At 38.9% G+C, this 18,061-nt stretch carries 16 protein-coding genes and 1 pseudogene; 9 read left to right on the forward strand and 8 right to left on the reverse strand.

The features are described from left to right. Window positions 1-19: 19 nt before the first annotated feature. Both PQG52_RS07130 and PQG52_RS07135 read right to left on the reverse strand, forming a co-directional pair. Window positions 20-1,381: an ABC1 kinase family protein gene (locus PQG52_RS07130; RefSeq protein WP_271828740.1), complete on the reverse strand. Its 1,362-nt coding sequence runs from the start codon at window positions 1,379-1,381 to the stop codon at window positions 20-22. Between the two features lie 3 nt (window positions 1,382-1,384). Beyond that, on the reverse strand, window positions 1,385-3,205 hold the full coding sequence (locus PQG52_RS07135; RefSeq protein WP_271828741.1) for a M3 family oligoendopeptidase: 1,821 nt from the start codon (window positions 3,203-3,205) through the stop codon (window positions 1,385-1,387). A 106-nt stretch (window positions 3,206-3,311) separates the two neighbouring features. On the opposite strand from PQG52_RS07135, the gene PQG52_RS07140 reads away from it, so the two are divergent. Then, window positions 3,312-3,908 (forward strand): DJ-1/PfpI family protein, encoded by a 597-nt coding sequence (locus PQG52_RS07140; RefSeq protein ID WP_271828742.1) that lies wholly within the window; start codon window positions 3,312-3,314, stop codon window positions 3,906-3,908. 251 nt (window positions 3,909-4,159) lie between these two features. Here the strand turns inward: PQG52_RS07140 and PQG52_RS07145 are convergent, their stop codons facing one another. Further along, the gene (locus PQG52_RS07145; RefSeq protein ID WP_271828743.1) at window positions 4,160-4,411 is read right to left on the reverse strand and encodes a hypothetical protein; all 252 of its coding nucleotides are present in this window, start codon (window positions 4,409-4,411) and stop codon (window positions 4,160-4,162) included. Between the two features lie 193 nt (window positions 4,412-4,604). On the opposite strand from PQG52_RS07145, the pseudogene uvrB reads away from it, so the two are divergent. The 4 genes and pseudogenes from uvrB to gshB form a co-directional block, all read left to right on the forward strand. Next, window positions 4,605-6,662: pseudogene (gene uvrB / locus PQG52_RS07150) on the forward strand (excinuclease ABC subunit UvrB); the annotation flags it as partial. Between the two features lie 81 nt (window positions 6,663-6,743). Next, window positions 6,744-7,631 (forward strand): aldose 1-epimerase, encoded by an 888-nt coding sequence (locus PQG52_RS07155; protein WP_271788478.1) that lies wholly within the window; start codon window positions 6,744-6,746, stop codon window positions 7,629-7,631. 13 nt (window positions 7,632-7,644) lie between these two features. Continuing rightward, window positions 7,645-8,136: a transcription elongation factor GreB gene (gene greB, locus PQG52_RS07160; protein WP_271788479.1), complete on the forward strand. Its 492-nt coding sequence runs from the start codon at window positions 7,645-7,647 to the stop codon at window positions 8,134-8,136. A 33-nt stretch (window positions 8,137-8,169) separates the two neighbouring features. Next, window positions 8,170-9,132, forward strand: coding sequence for a glutathione synthase (gene gshB, locus PQG52_RS07165; RefSeq protein WP_271828745.1), 963 nt, complete (start codon window positions 8,170-8,172; stop codon window positions 9,130-9,132). A 3-nt stretch (window positions 9,133-9,135) separates the two neighbouring features. Here gshB and PQG52_RS07170 read toward each other — a convergent pair whose 3' ends face one another. Beyond that, a complete protein-coding gene (locus tag PQG52_RS07170; protein ID WP_271828746.1) occupies window positions 9,136-9,366 on the reverse strand; it encodes a hypothetical protein in 231 nt (76 codons plus the stop codon). A 243-nt stretch (window positions 9,367-9,609) separates the two neighbouring features. On the opposite strand from PQG52_RS07170, the gene PQG52_RS07175 reads away from it, so the two are divergent. The 4 genes from PQG52_RS07175 (at window position 9,610) to PQG52_RS07190 (ending at window position 12,770) form a co-directional block, all read left to right on the forward strand. After that, window positions 9,610-10,248 (forward strand): class I SAM-dependent methyltransferase, encoded by a 639-nt coding sequence (locus tag PQG52_RS07175; protein WP_271788482.1) that lies wholly within the window; start codon window positions 9,610-9,612, stop codon window positions 10,246-10,248. Window positions 10,249-10,323: 75 nt separating this feature from the next. Further along, complete coding sequence (locus PQG52_RS07180) at window positions 10,324-11,637, forward strand: cbb3-type cytochrome c oxidase subunit I (RefSeq protein WP_271828747.1); 1,314 nt, start codon at window positions 10,324-10,326, stop codon at window positions 11,635-11,637. 11 nt (window positions 11,638-11,648) lie between these two features. Next, window positions 11,649-12,596, forward strand: a complete 948-nt coding sequence (gene cyoE, locus PQG52_RS07185; protein ID WP_271828748.1) for a heme o synthase — start codon at window positions 11,649-11,651, stop codon at window positions 12,594-12,596. A gap of 15 nt (window positions 12,597-12,611) precedes the next feature. Continuing rightward, window positions 12,612-12,770: a hypothetical protein gene (locus PQG52_RS07190; RefSeq protein WP_271828749.1), complete on the forward strand. Its 159-nt coding sequence runs from the start codon at window positions 12,612-12,614 to the stop codon at window positions 12,768-12,770. A gap of 146 nt (window positions 12,771-12,916) precedes the next feature. Here the strand turns inward: PQG52_RS07190 and PQG52_RS07195 are convergent, their stop codons facing one another. From PQG52_RS07195 to thrC, 4 genes are read right to left on the reverse strand one after another with little or no spacing between them, the layout of a single operon-like run. Beyond that, window positions 12,917-13,996 (reverse strand): Tim44 domain-containing protein, encoded by a 1,080-nt coding sequence (locus PQG52_RS07195; protein WP_271828750.1) that lies wholly within the window; start codon window positions 13,994-13,996, stop codon window positions 12,917-12,919. 28 nt (window positions 13,997-14,024) lie between these two features. Continuing rightward, window positions 14,025-15,362, reverse strand: a complete 1,338-nt coding sequence (locus tag PQG52_RS07200) for a TldD/PmbA family protein (RefSeq protein ID WP_271828751.1) — start codon at window positions 15,360-15,362, stop codon at window positions 14,025-14,027. Next, window positions 15,359-16,624: a M16 family metallopeptidase gene (locus PQG52_RS07205; RefSeq protein WP_271828752.1), complete on the reverse strand. Its 1,266-nt coding sequence runs from the start codon at window positions 16,622-16,624 to the stop codon at window positions 15,359-15,361. The genes PQG52_RS07200 and PQG52_RS07205 overlap by 4 nt, the downstream gene beginning before the upstream one ends. 19 nt (window positions 16,625-16,643) lie before the next feature. Further along, window positions 16,644-18,044: a threonine synthase gene (gene thrC / locus PQG52_RS07210; protein ID WP_271828753.1), complete on the reverse strand. Its 1,401-nt coding sequence runs from the start codon at window positions 18,042-18,044 to the stop codon at window positions 16,644-16,646. Window positions 18,045-18,061: the final 17 nt, after the last annotated feature.

Consider the following 18,061-nt stretch of genomic DNA (forward strand, 5'->3'; position numbering starts at 1 on the left):
TTATCAGTATTAAAAATTATTATTCTAATGGAGGCGGAACCTTGGCAATTTCCATTGCTTTTGCTTGGTTTTTATCCAGCTCATCAGCATCAAAATTGGCAATCATTTCTTGGAATAAATGATGCCAGTTCAATTTTGCATCCAGACGCGTAAATAAACTTCCTAACCCAATAGCAGACCGATCAACCAATACAAATTCACGTGGTGGCGTAATGCCTCCAGTCTGTTGCAAGCCTTTGTGGACTTTGGCAGCAATTTTGCGCCCTAAATCAGGATCACTATTATCTTGGATTGAACGTTCTTTATCTTGTGTCAATGGTGCATAAAGGAATTTTGCCCACTCATTTAGAATATCCATCGTATCTTTGGAAATATTTTTAAAGCCCCATGCTGTATAAGCATGATGCGCCAGTTCATCGTCATTTGTTTCAATGGCTTTACAAAGATCAATCACGCCTTTGACGAATTTGCCTTTGAAAATACGAATTGAACCGAAATCAAGCAAACATAAATGATTGTCAGGGTTAATCAGAAAATTACCCATATGTGGGTCACCATGAATAACACCATACTGGTAAAAAGGTATATACCAAGAACAGAACAGAGAACGTGCAATGTCATTACGATGAGCTTGATCCAAACCGCCCTCAATCATTTGGCGAAGGCCTTTTCCTTCAACCCAATCCATTGTTAATAACCGACTGGTTGATAATTCTTCAATCATATTTGGAACAATAGTACGTTTATTCTTTTCTAACATCAAAGAGAACAAACGCATATTCGCGGCTTCTCTCTTATAATCCAGCTCTTCTTGTAAACGCGTCACAAGTTCTTTATAGACTTCATCTTGTTTAATCGCATTATCAAGACGATGGTAAAGTCCGATTAACAAACGCAACTGTTTAAGATCAGATTCAACCGTGCTGGCCATATCTGGATATTGTAACTTACACGCAACCTGGCGGCCGTCGGGCAGCGTTGCTTTGTGCACTTGACCCAAACTGGCTGCTGCGGAGGCTTCTTGGGGAAAAGACGCAAAATGCGTTTCCCAATTGGCGCCCAGTTCTGCTTTCATACGGCGACGCACAAATGACCAACCCATCGGTGGAGCATTTGATTGTAAATGAGCCAATTCATCTGCATATTCATCAGGTAACACATTGGGAATGGTGCTCAGTAATTGAGCCACTTTCATCATTGGCCCTTTGAGCCCACCCAGAATATTTTTTAACTCTTCAGCATGTGCAGATTTATTGACCGATATCCCCATCTTTTGACCAGCCAGACGGGCAGCAATCCCGCCCACCGCTGTTGTGGATTTAATCATTCGGCGCATGCCACCCAAGAGGCTAGTTTTGTCTAAATTATCATCTTTTTCCATGGCTTATGCCTGTTCCAGTTCATCAATAAATTGAGAAATAACGTCTAATCCTTTGCGCCAAAATGCAGGGTCAGAGGCATCCAAGCCAAATGGAGCCAATAATTCTTTGTGCTTTTTAGTGCCGCCAGCTTGTAGCATTTCCATATATTTTTCTTGGAAATTGTCATGTCCATCTTGATAGACTTTGTAAAGCGCATTGACCAAACAATCCCCAAATGCATAAGCATACACATAAAATGGAGAGTGAATAAAATGCGGGATATAAGTCCAATAGGATGCATATTCTGGCGTAAATTCAAATGCTGGCCCAAGGCTGGCTTGTTGGGTTTCCATCCAGAATTGACCAATTTGTTCAGGAAGTAACTCATTCGTTTGACGAGTTTCATGAACTTTACGTTCAAATTGGTAAAAGGCAATTTGTCGAACCACCGTATTTAACATATCTTCGACCTTACGGCTTAACATGATACGGCGTTGTTCTGGTGTTTTTTGGTTTTGTAGCAGGCTTTGGAAGGTCAACATTTCACCAAATACGCTGGCCGTTTCAGCCAAAGTCAACGGAGTGTTGGATTGAATATATCCTTGTTTTGCAGCCAAAAGTTGATGAATACCATGTCCCAACTCGTGGGCGAGGGTCATCACATCTCGATTGCGTCCATGATAGTTTAATAAGATATAAGGATGGACTTGTGGAACGGTTGGATGTGCAAATGCACCCGAAGATTTCCCTGGACGTAATGTGGCGTCAATCCAAGGTTTTTCTAAAAATTCCTTAATCATACCACCCATTTCTGGATTGAAATCATTATAAGCGGTATGAACAATTTCTTTGGCTTGTTCCCAAGGAATTAATTGGTCATTATCATCAGGTAAAGGCGCATTCCGATCCCAATGTTGTAATTTATCCAGTCCTAACCATTTTGCTTTTAATGTAAAGTAACGGTGTGACAAGCGTTGATAATCTTGGGTAACTGCGTTGACCAATGCATCCACGACCTCATCTTCGATCATATTGTCGCAATTACGTTCAGAATCAACACGAGGGAATTTGCGCCATTCGTCTGTGATATGTTTGTCTTTTGCCAATGTATTGGTGATTAAAGAGAATAAACGTAAATTGCTATTAAAGCTTTCTCCTAATCCTTTGGCAGCATATTCTCTGACTTGACGATCGCCAGAGGAGAGCTTGTTTAATGCTTCACCAAGGCTGACTTTTTCATCTTGCACAGAAACTTGCATAGCGGCCAATGTTTCGTCATATAGTCGGTTCCAAGCGGCTCTGCCTGTAACGGATTTTTCATGTAAAACTTTTTCAATTTCGTCACTTAATTGATAAGGACGAAATACACGAATAGTATCCAGAAAGGGTTTCCAAGATAATAATGCTTCGTTAGAAAGCTTATTATTCAAAGCATCTTCGGAAATGCGATTTAATTCTAGGGTAAAAAAGAGCGTTTTGGTGCTAATGTTAGTGATTTGTTCGTTAATATATTGGTAAAATTGTGCGTTTTTGGCATCGGTTGAATCCGTAGCAAAAATTAATTGTGCATAAGAACCAATTCGCCCCAAGATTTCGCTGGTCTCTTGATATAATTCAATCGCCAGAGCAATTTCTTGACCCGAAGCATCTGCAAGATTGCCTTGCCAGTTGGCAGCAAAAGTTTCTACTTTTTCGCGTGCTTTTTCAAGGTCATTTTTTAATTCTGGACTGTCAGGGGAAGGATAAAGGTCGGATAAATCCCATGCAGGAAGGTCTTCACCGTTTGGTGTTCCTGATCCAGTTTGGTTTTGAGTATGATGGATAAAATGATCTGATAAAAACATGCTATTCCTATAATTAACAAAATAAATTTGGTTAAAGTAGTTTATACTAATATAGTTTACTTCAAAAAGAAAAGAATAACTCAATTTAAAATATAAGGAATAAATAATGCATATCGCAATTATTACTTTTGAAGAATATAATGAGTTAGACTCTATCATTGCTTTTGGAATACTCAATCGTGTTAAAAAACCAGATTGGCAGGTATCAATAGCCAGTAATCAACACTATGTTCGTTCAATGAATGGGCTTGTGGTAGAAGCTCACATTTCATTGACCCAAGCAAGCAAGGCGGATGCTGTTATTATTGGTAGTGGGATGAAAACGCGTGCAATTGCAAATGATGATCGGATTATGCGCCAATTGCAAATCAATTCAGATAAACAGCTATTGGCATCACAGTGCTCTGGTGTATTACTTTTATCAAAATTAGGACTTCTTAAAAATAAAAAAGCTTGCACAGATATAACAACAAAACCTTGGATGGAAGAGGATGGGATTACAATTTTGGATCAGCCTTTTTATGCAGAAGGAAATATTGCTACATCTGGAGGGTGTTTGTCGTCTGTGTATCTAGCAGCTTGGGTTATTGCTCGCCTTGAAAATATTCAAGCAGCAAAAAATGCATTACATTATGTGGCACCTATTCATGAAAAAGAAGAATATGTTGAACGCACGATAAAAAATATTATGCCCTTTATTTAAAAGATTATATGTTGCCTCAATAAGCGAAAAGTTGGTTATTCCAAATATACAGTAAAGAATGCACTATATTTTTTTCAAGATTAATGGTGTTAACTTCTTATCGTATAAAGAGATACGCAGGTTTATTATTCAAGGATGAAGAAAAACTCGTTTCCTTTTCTTCAAATGGAATAGATTTAGTCTCATCTATCTATGATAAGCGTCATAAAACATAAAATTTTTATAGATTGCTCTCAGATGTTTTTGTGTATCTATAAATAATATGATAGTTCAATATCCAATAATTCATCCAACACGACTGGGTTGTCATGATATACTTCAATCAATTCGCTGATGATTTGGAAATAATCATTTCTTGTCATATTCGGAAGAGTTTGGTGTTTTACAAAGTTCTTATAAATTTTTGCGTTTTGTATGTTATTTATATTTTGATGGCAATCCACTAGGGGCAAGCTTAAGGATATTATAAAGCTCTTTTTGATTTTATTAACATCTATATTCATATAACAGCTCTCTCACACATAGGAATTAATATCCAAGGATGGATCTGCATAATGCAGACAATTAATTTAATCATAGCTCCATGCCCTTGATAGTCATATATTATTAAAAGATATTGTTTCTGTAGGATAAAGTTCTATATATTGTTACTATACTATATTCATACATTGTGCTTCATCTTTATTAGTAATTTCCATGAAAAAAACCAAAGCTGCAGATTACAAAGTCATTTTCCATCCAGAAAAAATTCCTGCGAAACCCAAAGTCAAGAAGTTGCAGGTGGTCTCTGAATTTGAACCATCAGGCGATCAACCGACGGCGATCAAAGCCCTGTCCGAAGGAGTGATGAATGGTGAGAAAGATCAGGTTCTGTTGGGTGTCACAGGGTCTGGTAAAACCTTTACGATGGCCAAAGTGATTGAGGCTGTGCAAAAGCCTACATTGATCCTTGCCCCTAATAAAACATTGGCAGCTCAGCTTTATGGCGAAATGAAAGAGTTCTTTCCCAATAATGCGGTGGAATATTTCGTCAGCTATTATGATTATTATCAACCGGAAGCCTATATTCCACGCTCTGATACGTTTATTGAAAAAGATAGTCAAATTAACGAGCAAATCGATCGAATGCGCCATGCTGCCACGCAGGCTTTGCTAGAACGAAATGACGTGATTATCGTTGGCTCTGTTTCCTGTATTTACGGTATTGGATCGCCCGAATCTTATTCGAAAATGGTGGTTAAAGTCGAAGTCGGTGGGGAGGTTAGTCGGGATCTATTAATTAAAGGACTGGTCGAACAACAATATCGTCGTAATGATTTGGCATTTCAACGAGGCACATTCCGAGTGCGTGGGGAAACAATCGATATTTTCCCTGTGCAAAATGCAGATCGTGCTTGGCGTGTGCATTTATTCGGTGATGAAGTCGAAGAGATTGATGAGTTTGATCCGTTGACAGGGGTAAAGACTGGATCGTTACAATCGATAACCGTTTACGCCAATAGTCATTTTGTCACGCCACGCCCGACGCTTACTCAAGCCGTTAAAACCATCAAGTCTGAATTGAAGTTGAGGTTGGATCAGTTTGTTGCAGAAGGTAAGTTACTAGAAGCGGAAAGAATACAACAGCGGACTCAGTTTGATTTAGAAATGATTGAAACGACTGGGTTATGTAAAGGGATCGAAAATTACTCGCGCTATTTAACGGGGCGACATCCTGGTGAGCCACCTCCGACATTATTCGAATATTTACCAGAAGATGCATTATTGATTGTGGATGAAAGTCACGTCAGTGTCCCGCAAATCGGTGGGATGGAGCGTGGGGATTATGCACGTAAAAAAACGTTATCTGATTTTGGGTTTCGGTTGCCTTCCTGTTTAGATAACAGGCCATTAAATTTCGCCGAGTGGGATTCGTATCGTCCTCAAACAATTTTTGTCAGTGCAACACCAGGTCCTTGGGAAATAGAACGTGCTCAGGGTGTGTTTGTGGAACAAGTGATTCGTCCAACTGGGTTGGTTGATCCTATAACAGAGGTACGTCCTGTTGACTTGCAAGTTGATGATTTGTTGGCCGAGTCCAGAAAAGTGATCGATCAAGGTGGGCGTGTATTGGTAACCACCTTGACCAAGAAAATGGCTGAAAAACTAACGGATTATATGAATGAAATGGGGATTAAAGTTCGCTATCTCCATTCAGATATTGATACCCTCGAACGGATAGAAATTATTCGTGACCTAAGGCTAGGTGTCTTTGATGTGTTAATTGGTATCAACCTGTTAAGAGAAGGCTTGGATATTCCTGAATGTCAATTGGTTGCAATTTTAGACGCTGATAAAGAAGGATTCCTTCGTTCCAAAACTTCGTTGGTGCAAACCATCGGTCGTGCAGCTCGTAACTTAGAGGGGCGGGTATTGCTTTATGCGGATAAAATGACTGACAGTTTGAATTATGCGATTAATGAAACCGCAAGGCGCAGGGAGAAACAAACCAAATGGAATGAAGATCATGGCATTACGCCTTTTACCGTCAAGAAAAAGATCGGTGAATTAATGGCATCGGTCTATGAGCAAGATTATGTGACGATTTCTCGTGATAAAGGATTGGCAGATCCATCATTAACCGGTAAGAATTTACAACAAACCATTGCAGAATTGGAAAAAAGAATGCGTGCTGCTGCTGCGAATTTAGAATTTGAAGAAGCTGCATATTTACGTGATGAAATAAAAAAGCTAGAAGAAACAGAATTAGGAATAGGGGTTGTGTCTGACGGAGGGAGGAACTCTTCTTTGAAAGCACTTAAACCTTAAAAACGTTAAGAAAGGCTGAGGAACAAAATGTTAGAAATCAAAGCAGGGCATCATCGTGTTGGTATATATCCTGCCTTGGGTGGGGCAATTGGGTATTGGTTATGCCAAGATACACCTATTTTTTATCCTCTCATCAATTCGCATTTAGCACAAAATGCTAATCAAATTATCGCAGCCTATCCGTTGATACCCTATTCTAATCGTATTGCTGATGGAAAATTCTCTTTTGAAGGACGGGAGTATCGACTTGATAAAAACGCCTTAAATGAAAAAGATGCGATTCATGGGAATGCCTGGGAAAAAGAGTGGGAATTGGATAGCTTTTCTAAGAATAGCGTTCTTTTATCGCTTGATTTCGATCCTGCAAAAAATTCAAAGCAACAATGGCCTTTTTCATATAAAGCAAAATTAAAATACACAATTTCTGTTACTGGATTGTCCGTTCGAATTTTTTTCCAAAACACCGATCGTTGCAATCAACCTGTTGGCCTTGGGTTTCACCCTTATTTTCCACGCAATGATTCGGTGGAGCTTGGATTTACAGCAAAATCAGTCTGGAATAATGGCAGCAATGGCTTACCAGAAGGGCGCATGTCTATTGACGGTCGCTGGGCTTTTGACCATATGCGTGCATTGAGTAAAGATGAGCAGCTTGATAATTGTTATGCAGGGTGGGACAATTTTGCATTTATTCGTTGGAAACATCTAAATGCTTATTTAACCATGACCAGCAGCCGTATGTTTGAACATTTAGTTTTATTTAATCCAGAAAATCAGCCTTACTTTACCCTTGAACCTGCAACGAACATGAATAATGCTCTGAATATGCCTGAAATCTCGGATCGAGGTATGATGATTTTAAAACCAGGTCAAACAGTACAAGGCGATATACTATATTCTTTTTCAGGCAGCTAATGAAAAATATTAAATGACAATGGCAAATTCATATCCTTCTCATTTAACCCCTCAAGGTTTTGATCGACTCAAAGAGGAATTAAATGGTTTACTATATAAAGAACGCCCAAAAATTGTCGAGATCGTTTCATGGGCAGCGGGGAACGGAGATCGTTCTGAAAATGGGGATTATATCTACGGGAAGCGAAGGTTAAGGGAAATTGATCGGCGTGTTCGCTTTTTATCCAAACGATTAGATAACGCCATCGTCGTCGATCCCAAAGAGCAACCACAGAAGAATAAGGTCTATTTTGGAGCGACTGTTACGTATGTGACTGAAGAAGATCAAGAATATACTGTAACCATCGTTGGAGTCGATGAAGCCATTACAGAACATGGGCAAATTAGTTTGATTTCACCCATCGCAAAGGCTTTAATGAATGCTAAGGTAGGCGATGAGGTCAAATTCCAAAGTCCTGCTGGAGAAAAATTTCTTGAAATTCTTGCAGTTTCTTATCCATCCTAAAACGATATTATAAATTTAAACGAGTATAAAACCATGTTAAAAATTGCCGTACAAATGGATCCGCTTGAAACGATTAATATTAATGGAGATTCTACATTTGCATTAATGTTAGAAGCCCAGGCCAGAAAATATGAATTATTTGTCTATTCTGTTGATACTTTAAGTTTAGAAAGCAATTCAGTTTCAAAAAGAATCACTGCAAGAGGGCGTGATGTAACCGTTCAGCGCGTGCAAAATAATCATGTGCAATATGGTGAAGAAAAAACAGTTGAACTGAAAGGTTTTGACGTTTTGTTGATGCGCCAAGATCCTCCGTTTGACATGGGATACATTACGGCGACACATTTGCTAGAGCAAATTCATGGTGTGGGCAAAGATAAAGTATTTGTGGTTAATAACCCCACATCTGTTCGAAATGCTCCGGAAAAAATCTTTGCAACGCTTTGGCCAGAAATTATGCCACCCACTTTGATTACTCGTGATGTCAAAGCAATTCGTGAATTTCGTGCAGAATATAAAGATATCATTATCAAACCTTTGTTTGGCAATGGTGGAATAGGGGTCTTTCGTATTCGTGAAGATGACGAAAATTTAAACTCCTTACTAGAAATGCAATTTGCTGCCTCTCGTGAACCTTTGATGATCCAACGTTATGAACCTGCCGTTCGTTTAGGAGATAAGAGGATTATATTGGTTGACGGACAACCTATTGGGGCAATCAATCGTGTACCGCAAAAAGGGGATTTGCGTTCAAATATGCATGTTGGTGGAATTGCAGAAAAGATTGATCTGACCTCAAGAGACAAAGAAATCTGTGAACTGATTGGTCCAGCATTAAAAGAACAAGGGTTATTATTTGTTGGAATCGACGTTTTAGGTGATTATTTGACAGAAATTAATGTCACATCACCAACAGGTCTGCAGGAATTAGATCGATTTAATAATATTAATTCTGCAGGAATAGTATGGGATGCTATTGAAACTTATCTAAAATAAAAATCAGTCTTTCTTTGATTCAGAAGCTTGCGTTTTTTTGTAATTAATTTCAGAGTTGTCTCCTACATTTATTGGATTAATTTGCTGTTTAGGTGTAGGAGGCATGGGATCATCTCTACCAAATTTATTATCAAACCAAGGCATGACCTTGTCACGTTGCCATACAATATAAGTAACGACCCAGATAAAGATACTAAGCAAAGCCATGAACCAATTAAAGTATGTTATCCACATATAAGACTTTACCCTCCTTAATTTTTTGCTAACAGTTTATTTATACTCTATATTAGTTTTATTATAAACTGTAAATAATGTATCAAAAGGGATTACCTAGGATACAGGATTAAATGTTGTTTTAAAGTTCGTAAAATATATTAATAACTATAAAAAAGAAAAAACTTACTAGATTTTTATTTCTTTTTGGTTAATAAGTCTTCTTATATAATATTGTCATTCACAGTTTTTGGGAGCAATAACGTGCCTCCTTCACCTCATACTGCGTTAAATGCAGATGCTGTTAAGTTAGCCTATCGTCGATGGGCGATGGTCTATGATACAGTTTTTGGAAGTATTTCTTCGTTCGGACGGCGTTGCGCTGTTGCAGAAGTTAATCGTTTACCAGGAACAAAAGTTTTAGAAGTAGGGGTTGGAACAGGTTTAGCACTTCCTTCTTATAATTCTGATAAAAGAATCACTGGGATTGATTTATCAACAGATATGTTAAAAAAAGCCCGGCAAAGAGTCGCCCGCCAAAACTTATCTAATGTTGATAATTTATACGAAATGGATGCCGAGGCAACTGATTTTGAAACTGGGTCATTTGATATTGCCGTTGGAATGTTTGTTGCATCTGTTGTTCCAAATCCAGACCTTTTATTTGCTGAATTAAAACGCGTCGTAAAGCCTGGTGGTCATATTTTATTTGTTAACCATTTTCTGGCTCAAAAAGGAATGCGTTACTATATTGAACGTGTTATGGCACCAGCTTCAAAAGCATTAGGATGGCATCCAGATTTTTCAATCGAGTCTTTGCTTCCACCAGAAGCGTTACAACGCGCAGTTTTACAGCCTGTTCATCCTTTTGGATTGTTTACTTTGGTTCATCTTGTTCGATAAAATTGGTCGTAATCATATTTTGCATTGAATAGGATGTGTCTTTCTTTTCAAATAGTCATGTGATAGAAATATATAATGAATACACATTATAAAATTGGAATGAACACTTTAATTTTAGCAATACTTGCTGGAATTAGTGGCGGTATATCTGCACTACTCGTCCAACTTAATGCTTTTTTTCCTATCCTCGGGGAATTTAGTAATAGCGATTTTATACAGAATTTACCTCAAACTCATGCCAGAATGATGGTATTTTTTGTGTTACAGCCTGCTTTGATGTTGGGGCTAGGAAGTTGGTTTGTTCCAATCTTAATTAAAACCAAAGATATGGCATTCAATTTTTTGAGTATTCTATCTTTTGTTTTCCTTTTTATCGGCTTTATTTGTAATTTTGTTACCTTTCTATATCCACAAAATGCCCTATTTTCTTTGGGCAGTTTGGGATTTTGGTCAGTTTCCGCGCTCTTATTTTCAGTAAATATGCTGGTTACAATTATTAATACCAGAGCAACCGAAGTCAGTTACAATTCTTTACCAATCTTCGTTTGGGGGCAAGGAATTGCTGCGGCATTATTATTGTCGATTGCATCAGTATTACTAGCCGCATTAACAAAAGATTATTTCAGAGCTGAACAACTAGGCTTAGCGCTTCAACAAACTGTTCATTCATTTGCATATCCGATGGTAATGATTTTAATCATTCCTGCAATTTCAATAGTTTTTCATATTATTAGCACAATTTCCAATCAACCCATTAAGCAATCAAATTATGTTATTTTAACGATGGCTTTAGTGCCATTAATTGTATTGCTTGCTTGGAATAAAATGATACTGAGCCATGACGCGATCAGTTTACATCAAGGATTTATACTTCAAATCTTCTACTCATGCGCATTATATGGGTTGTCTCTATACCTCTTTATTTACTGCTTACGATTATTTTTCTCAGGCGAAAGACGTTTTCCAGCACCAATTTTATGGTCATTTGGCTTTATTGGATTATTAAGCCTGGGATGGCCGTATCAAGGTATCATGAGTGAAATTGGGTTAATGCATTCTTGTATTTCTTATGGTGTTTTATTTGCCGTATTTGCTGGGTTTTATTTTTGGATGGGTAAAATCCTTGGAAAGCAATATTCAGAATTTTTGGCTAAATTGCATTTTACTTTAACAAGTGTAGGTGTTGTCTTTACCTTAGATATATTTTCATTAGGAAGTAAATCGATCTTGATTGGTGCGATTTTTATGGGATTATCTTTATTAAGCTTTCTTATCGTTCTCATTCATGCTTTATCAAGTAAAGTTAGCATATCTAATAATTATTGGGGTGCAGGAGCAGTAACTTATGAGTGGCAACTTCCTTCTCCTGTCTTTTCTCGTGTAAAATAGGGTATAAATTCATGGGGCAATCACTTGCTGATGAAACGATGGGCTCAAAACGAATTCGTTATGATGCTGCTGTGGTGGGCAGCAATGTCAAAGATTGGTTTGTACTCTTAAAACCAAGAGTTATTTCATTAGTTGTATTTACAGGTATTGTAGGAATCGTTTTGGCACCTGGTCATATCAATCCTATACTTGCGTTAATCAGTATTCTTTGTATTTGTATGGCTTCTGGTGGAGCGGGTGCCATTAATATGTGGTACGATCGTGATATTGATCAGATTATGCAAAGAACTATTACCAGACCATTGCCTGCAGGCAGAGTTAATCCTAATGATGCTTTGATTTATGGTATTGGCGTTTCGGTGCTTTCTGTCATTTTGATGTTTTTAGCAACCAATTTTCTAACGGCAGCGATTTTAGCATTTTCAATTTTCTTTTACAGCGTTGTTTATACGATTTGGTTAAAGCGCTCTACACCACAGAATATTGTTATTGGTGGGGCTGCGGGTGCATTCCCTCCGTTAATAGGGTGGACTTCTGTAACGGGCAGTATGGATCTTTTCCCGATCATCTTATTTTCTATTACTTTTTTATGGACACCTCCCCATTTTTGGTCGCTTGCACTCTATGCTTGTAAAGATTACGGGCGTGCTGGAATACCGATGCTTCCTGTGGTCAAGGGGGCAAGGCATACGCGTTGGCAGATTCTTATTTATACAATTATTTTGGCAATTGTATCTTTATCTCCTGTTTATTTAGGATATACTTCTTATATCTATATGGGGACAGCAATTCTTCTAAACGCTGGATTTATTTATATGGCGATTAAAGTTTTGTTGGAAAAGCAAACCCCAGAAGGATTAAGTTTAAATAATGACAAAGCTGCCAGACATTCTTTTCGTTTTTCGTTAATTTATTTATTTTTATTATTTCTTGCTTTGATTATCGATCATTTTGTTTAAAGGAAACAAATCACAATGAGAAAGCAACAAAAAGCAAAAACGATAGCAATTTCTTTAACTGTAGAACAGCAAAAAGAGTTCATACGCCGTCAAAATCAACGTAATATTGTATTACTTTCAGCGTTATTCGGATTAAGTGGGATTTTATATATTTTGTCTTTGATTCAGCTATAGACGATTTATAAGTCAATATTTTGAAAAAACCCCCATTCTGTTTAATTACAGAATGGGGGTTTTGATATTATATCTAAGGAAAACTATAAAGAAATTTTAATTGAATATATAAATAAAAATATACACTCAATTAAAAGATAAAAGGATTAGTTCGTTTGCTGAATAGCAGACAATAACCACCATTTATTGTTTGTTGCTCTGACAAATGTCCATAACTCAGTGATATTAACAGGTTGGTTTGGATTACCATCAACAACACGCCCAGTATTATCCGTAGTGATGTCGATTAATGAATAGCGCATAGAAACCGTAGCATATTCTCTATTTCCTTCTGCCCAAGCTTCTGATAAGTCACCTTGTACAAATTGAACATTCGAAGTACTATTATGCAATCCTTGGCTAGATAGATCTGTTAATTGTTCGTTAAAATACGCAATCATTTCTGGTGTTGTAATTTTTTGCAAACTATTCAAATCTTGTCTATTCCAAGCATCTTGAACTTCTAATAAACGTTGTTGAAACGTTACATAATCTTCTTGTTGCAACTGAATATTTGTTTGTTGCACAGGTTGAGGATTTGAGTTCATCGAAGGATTGACACGACTAGCAGCAGACATGGTGTTTGCTGCCATATTGTTGTTATTTGTGCCAGCAGCACGACGTCTGCGAATAAAGCGCATCACTAACCATACAACTAACCCAATAATGATTAAGCGCGTTAAAAGGCTCATAAAGCCACCACCTTGTTTTTGCTGTGGTGCTTGTTGTCCGTTTTGAGCTTGGCCTTGTTGATCTGGATTGGTGGGTTGTTGCGCGTTACTTTCTTTGCTGCCTGTCAGCATATGGTAACCTGCAGCACCTACAGCACCCCCAATGAGTCCTTTTGTAAAGTTGCTCATTCCACCAGAGGCAGGGGCTTGTTGTTGAGCAGGGCGGTTCATAGCCCCACCAGCCATTCCAGGTGCTCCACCAGACATACTGTTGTTAGAGGTCGGAGCCGTTGCTGGTGGACGGGTCATTGTCCGTTGCATTGGTTGTGCACCCATCGGGCTGCTGCGGGTATAAGAAGGGGCGCTATAGGTTCTGCTGCCACGACTTCCCATAGACGAGCCTCGACCAGCTCTTGCTTCTGCTTGTGGGATTAAATCCACAAGAACAGAGGGCGCAACCAGAGTAAAACTTAAAAGACAAAGCAGGGTACGGCTATTGAAGGTCGTACGATTCATTTCTTTCATCCATTTCGGTTAACATATGTTAATTGCCCGCGACACTCATTGCATCAATACGTAATGTAGGGCTGTTAGTATTATAACGGAATTTCAAATCATTAGCGACATGTAATTGTGAAAACATTTCTCTTAGGGTCGATGCCAGGGTAAATTCCATTACGGGTTCAGCAAGTTGCCCATCACGGATCATAAACCCACTTGCCCCGCGGCTGTAATCCCCTGTTACCATATTGACTGAGGATCCAATCATCTCGGTGATATAGATACCCTCTTTGATATCTGCCATTAACTTAATGGGCGTTTGAGTCCCAGCTTTCATGTATAAATTCGTTGTTGTTGGCGAAGGAGGGGATGATGGCCCTCTGGTTGCATGACCATTGCTGACTAACCCTAATTGACTGGCAGTGCGACTGTCTAGCAACCAATTGGCAATCTTACCTTGGTCTACCAGTTTAAGCTCTTCTGGATATAAGCCTTCGACATCAAACGGACGAGACGCCAAGCCTTTCACGAGATAAGGCTGATCGATAATTGTGATGTTTTCAGGGAAAATCAAATTACCCATATCATTTTTAAGGAATGAAGTTCCTCTGGCGATCGCATAGCCATTTAAAGCACCTGCTAGATGACCCAAAATAGAATTGGCTACTCTTGGATCAAAGATGATTGGTAAAATCCCGGTTTTTGGCTTTGTAGGATTTAATTTTGCTACAGCTTTTTCACCAGCACTGCGACCAATCACTTTTGCATTTTCTAAGTCGTTTAAGTGCACGGTCGAATGATAATCGTAATCACGTTGCATCTCGGTGCCTGTTCCAGCTAATACGCATGCTGACAGAGAATGCGAGGTTCGTGCATAAGTGCCAAAGAAATCATGACTGTTGGCCAGAATCATCTCAGTTTTACCATAACCACAGCTGCCACCCATACTATTGGTGACGCCTTGTACTTCTAGGGCTGCTGCTTCTGTCTGTTTGGCTTGTTCAAGCATTTCTTGCGTAGAACGTTCAGAGGCGTCATAGAGGTCAAGTTCTTTGGGATCAATACAAGGTTTAGATGATGGTTCAGGCAAACCAGAAAACGGATCTTCAGGTAAAATTTTCGCCATCGAAATGGCCTGTTCAACCAATTTTTCAATATTGTCTTTGTGTAAATCCGTCGTAGAAATCGTTGCTGAACGTTTATCAATAAAGACCCGTAGCCCAACAGTTTTTGTTTCAGAACGTTCTAATTCTTCGGGTTGACCATTTCTAACCTGCACACCAACAGAGGTCGAAGCTAACATGACCGCATCCGCAGAGCTTGCGCCTGCTTTTTTTGCTTGATGGATCAAATCTTTGATAAAATTTTGATTTTGTGTCATGAGTTTAGGCTTTCGGTAATCTCTGCTAATGATGGCACATGGCGAATAGGGCCTAATGTGGTTAATGTTGGTTTGCCATGAAAAATATGCTCAGCAATTTGGTAAATATCTTCAATAGTCACAGCATCAATGCGATCAACCATTTCTTGAGGGGGAATAATACGGTCATAAATTTGTAAATGACGCGCAATTTGTTCACAACGGCTGGCTGTGCTTTCCATTGACATCAATAAAGAAGATTTTAATTGAGCTTTGGTGCGGTTTAATTCTTCAGGCTTAATCAATTTTTGAATTTTCTTAAGTTCTTGAATTAAAATAGGCATGAGTTCTTTAGTTTGTTCTTCACCTGTGCCAGCATAAAGACCAAATAATCCATCATCTTGATGCGCAGTGTTGTAGGCATAGACGGAATAAACCAGCCCATGTTTTTCGCGCACTTCTTGGAATAGGCGAGAAGACATGCCACCACCCAAAATAATCGATAATAAAATTGCTGCGTAATATTGAGGATGATTGTAATTAACCGAAGGAAACCCTAACAAAATATGGGCTTGGTCAAGCTCTTTTTCTTTACGGAACTCTCCACCTTGATAATTCGCAGGGACTACGGATTGCGTTGGTGTTTGAGGGAGATCTTTAAAATAATGTTCGACGAGCTTTACAATTTTATCGTGATCCAAATTCCCAGCCGCTGCAAAGATGGTGTTATTCGTATTATAATGTCGCTTCATATAGGCTTGCAGAGTATCCCGTTGCATGGTGCGAATTAATGCTTCGGTTCCCAAAGTTGGACGACCCATCGGTTGGTTGGGATAAGCCGTTTCTTGGAAATAATCAAAAACGATATCGTCAGGCGTATCATTGGCTTGACCAATTTCTTGGATGATAACGCCACGTTCTCTTTCCAACTCTGTTGGATCAAATGTGCTGTGGGTCAGAATATCGCCGAGGATATCAATCCCCAGTTCATAGTCATCTTTTAATAATTTAATATAATAGGCTGTGATTTCACGTGCAGTATAGGCGTTAATATGACCACCGACATTTTCGACCGCTTCGGCAATATCTAGTGCAGAGCGTGTTGTTGTTCCTTTGAACGCCATATGCTCTAGAAAATGGGAAATCCCATTTTCTTCGGCAGTCTCATAACGTGTTCCAACATTGACATACGCACCAAGTGAAATCGTTTCAACACGATCCATTTTTTCCGTTACGACTAACATTCCAGAGGGTAGGCGTGTGATCTTAATAGCTTGGTTCATATTTATCCTAGAAGTAATATTAAAAATTGTTTTTACGTGCAGTGGCACGAACAGAATCTTCGATTTTCTTTAAATCGGCAGGTAAAATTTGATAATTTTCCTTGCGATCATACAAATCTGCTAATGCCAAAGGCAGTGCTGGCGTAATGCCCGTTGCTTGTTTAATTGCATCTGGGAATTTCGCAGGATGCGCCGTGGCAACGGTGACCATTGGAATATCTTTATTGCGATATTTTTGCGCTGTTGCAATGCCAATAGCCGTATGAGGGTCGGCTAGATAAGCGGATTCTTTGTAATATTGTTGAATAACTTTTTCGGTTTCTTGATCGCTTAGTGCCATGCCTTTAAAGTTTGTGGTTGCTTTGTTCCAAATAGTGGCTGGAATATCCATTTTATTGTTTTGACGGAAATCTTGCATAATTTGACGACACTGATCGGCGTCGCGGTCTAGCAATTCAAACAAGAGACGCTCAAAATTAGAAGAAATTTGAATATCCATTGAAGGAGATAGGCTTGGACGAACACCTTGAATGCTCATATCGTTATTCAACAAAAAGCGTGTTAAAATATCATTGTGATTAGAGCCTACACAAAGAAGATTAATTGGCACACCGATTTTACGTGCCGTCCAAGCAGCTAAGATATTTCCAAAATTGCCCGTTGGAACGGTAAAGGATACTTCCCGATCAGGTGCGCCCAAAAGTAGAGCTGCATAAACATAATAAGGCACTTGGGCAGCAATACGACCCCAGTTAATAGAGTTCACCGCAGATAGCTGCATTTCTTCACGGAAAGGCGCATCGGCAAACATCGCTTTGACCAAGTCTTGGCAGTCATCAAAAGAGCCTTCAACGGCAATATTATTGATGTTTGGTTCCAAAACAGTGGTCATCTGACGGCGTTGAACCTCAGAGGTTCTGCCATAAGGATGTAAGATCGTAACTGTTAAATTGGTGCTGCCTTTAAAAGCCTCAATTGCAGCTGAACCCGTATCACCAGAAGTTGCGCCTACAATAGTGATTTTTTCGCCTCTTTGGCTCAAAACATAATCAAATAAATGACCAAGCAATTGCATTGCCATATCTTTAAACGCAAGCGTAGGGCCATGAAATAATTCCTGGACAAAAAGATTATGGTCAAGCTGGATCAAAGGCACAATTGCTTTGTGATTAAAACCTGCATAGGATTTATGACAAAGATCCAATAAAACCGCTTCTGGGATTTCATTGCCGGTGAACAGATGAACGATCTTTGCTGCTAATTCAGGATAGCTAAGACCTCTCATTTTACGCAATTCATCCGCAGAAATCTGAGGCCAAGTTTCAGGGATATATAACCCTCCATCTTGGGCAAGGCCAGCAAGAAGCGTATTAGAGAAATTTAAAACGGGGGCTTGCCCTCTGGTAGAAACGTAACGCATTGTAAACCTAATAAATT

It is taken from the genome of Commensalibacter communis (genome assembly GCF_947179105.1).
Taxonomy (GTDB): Bacteria; Pseudomonadota; Alphaproteobacteria; order Acetobacterales; family Acetobacteraceae; genus Commensalibacter; species Commensalibacter communis.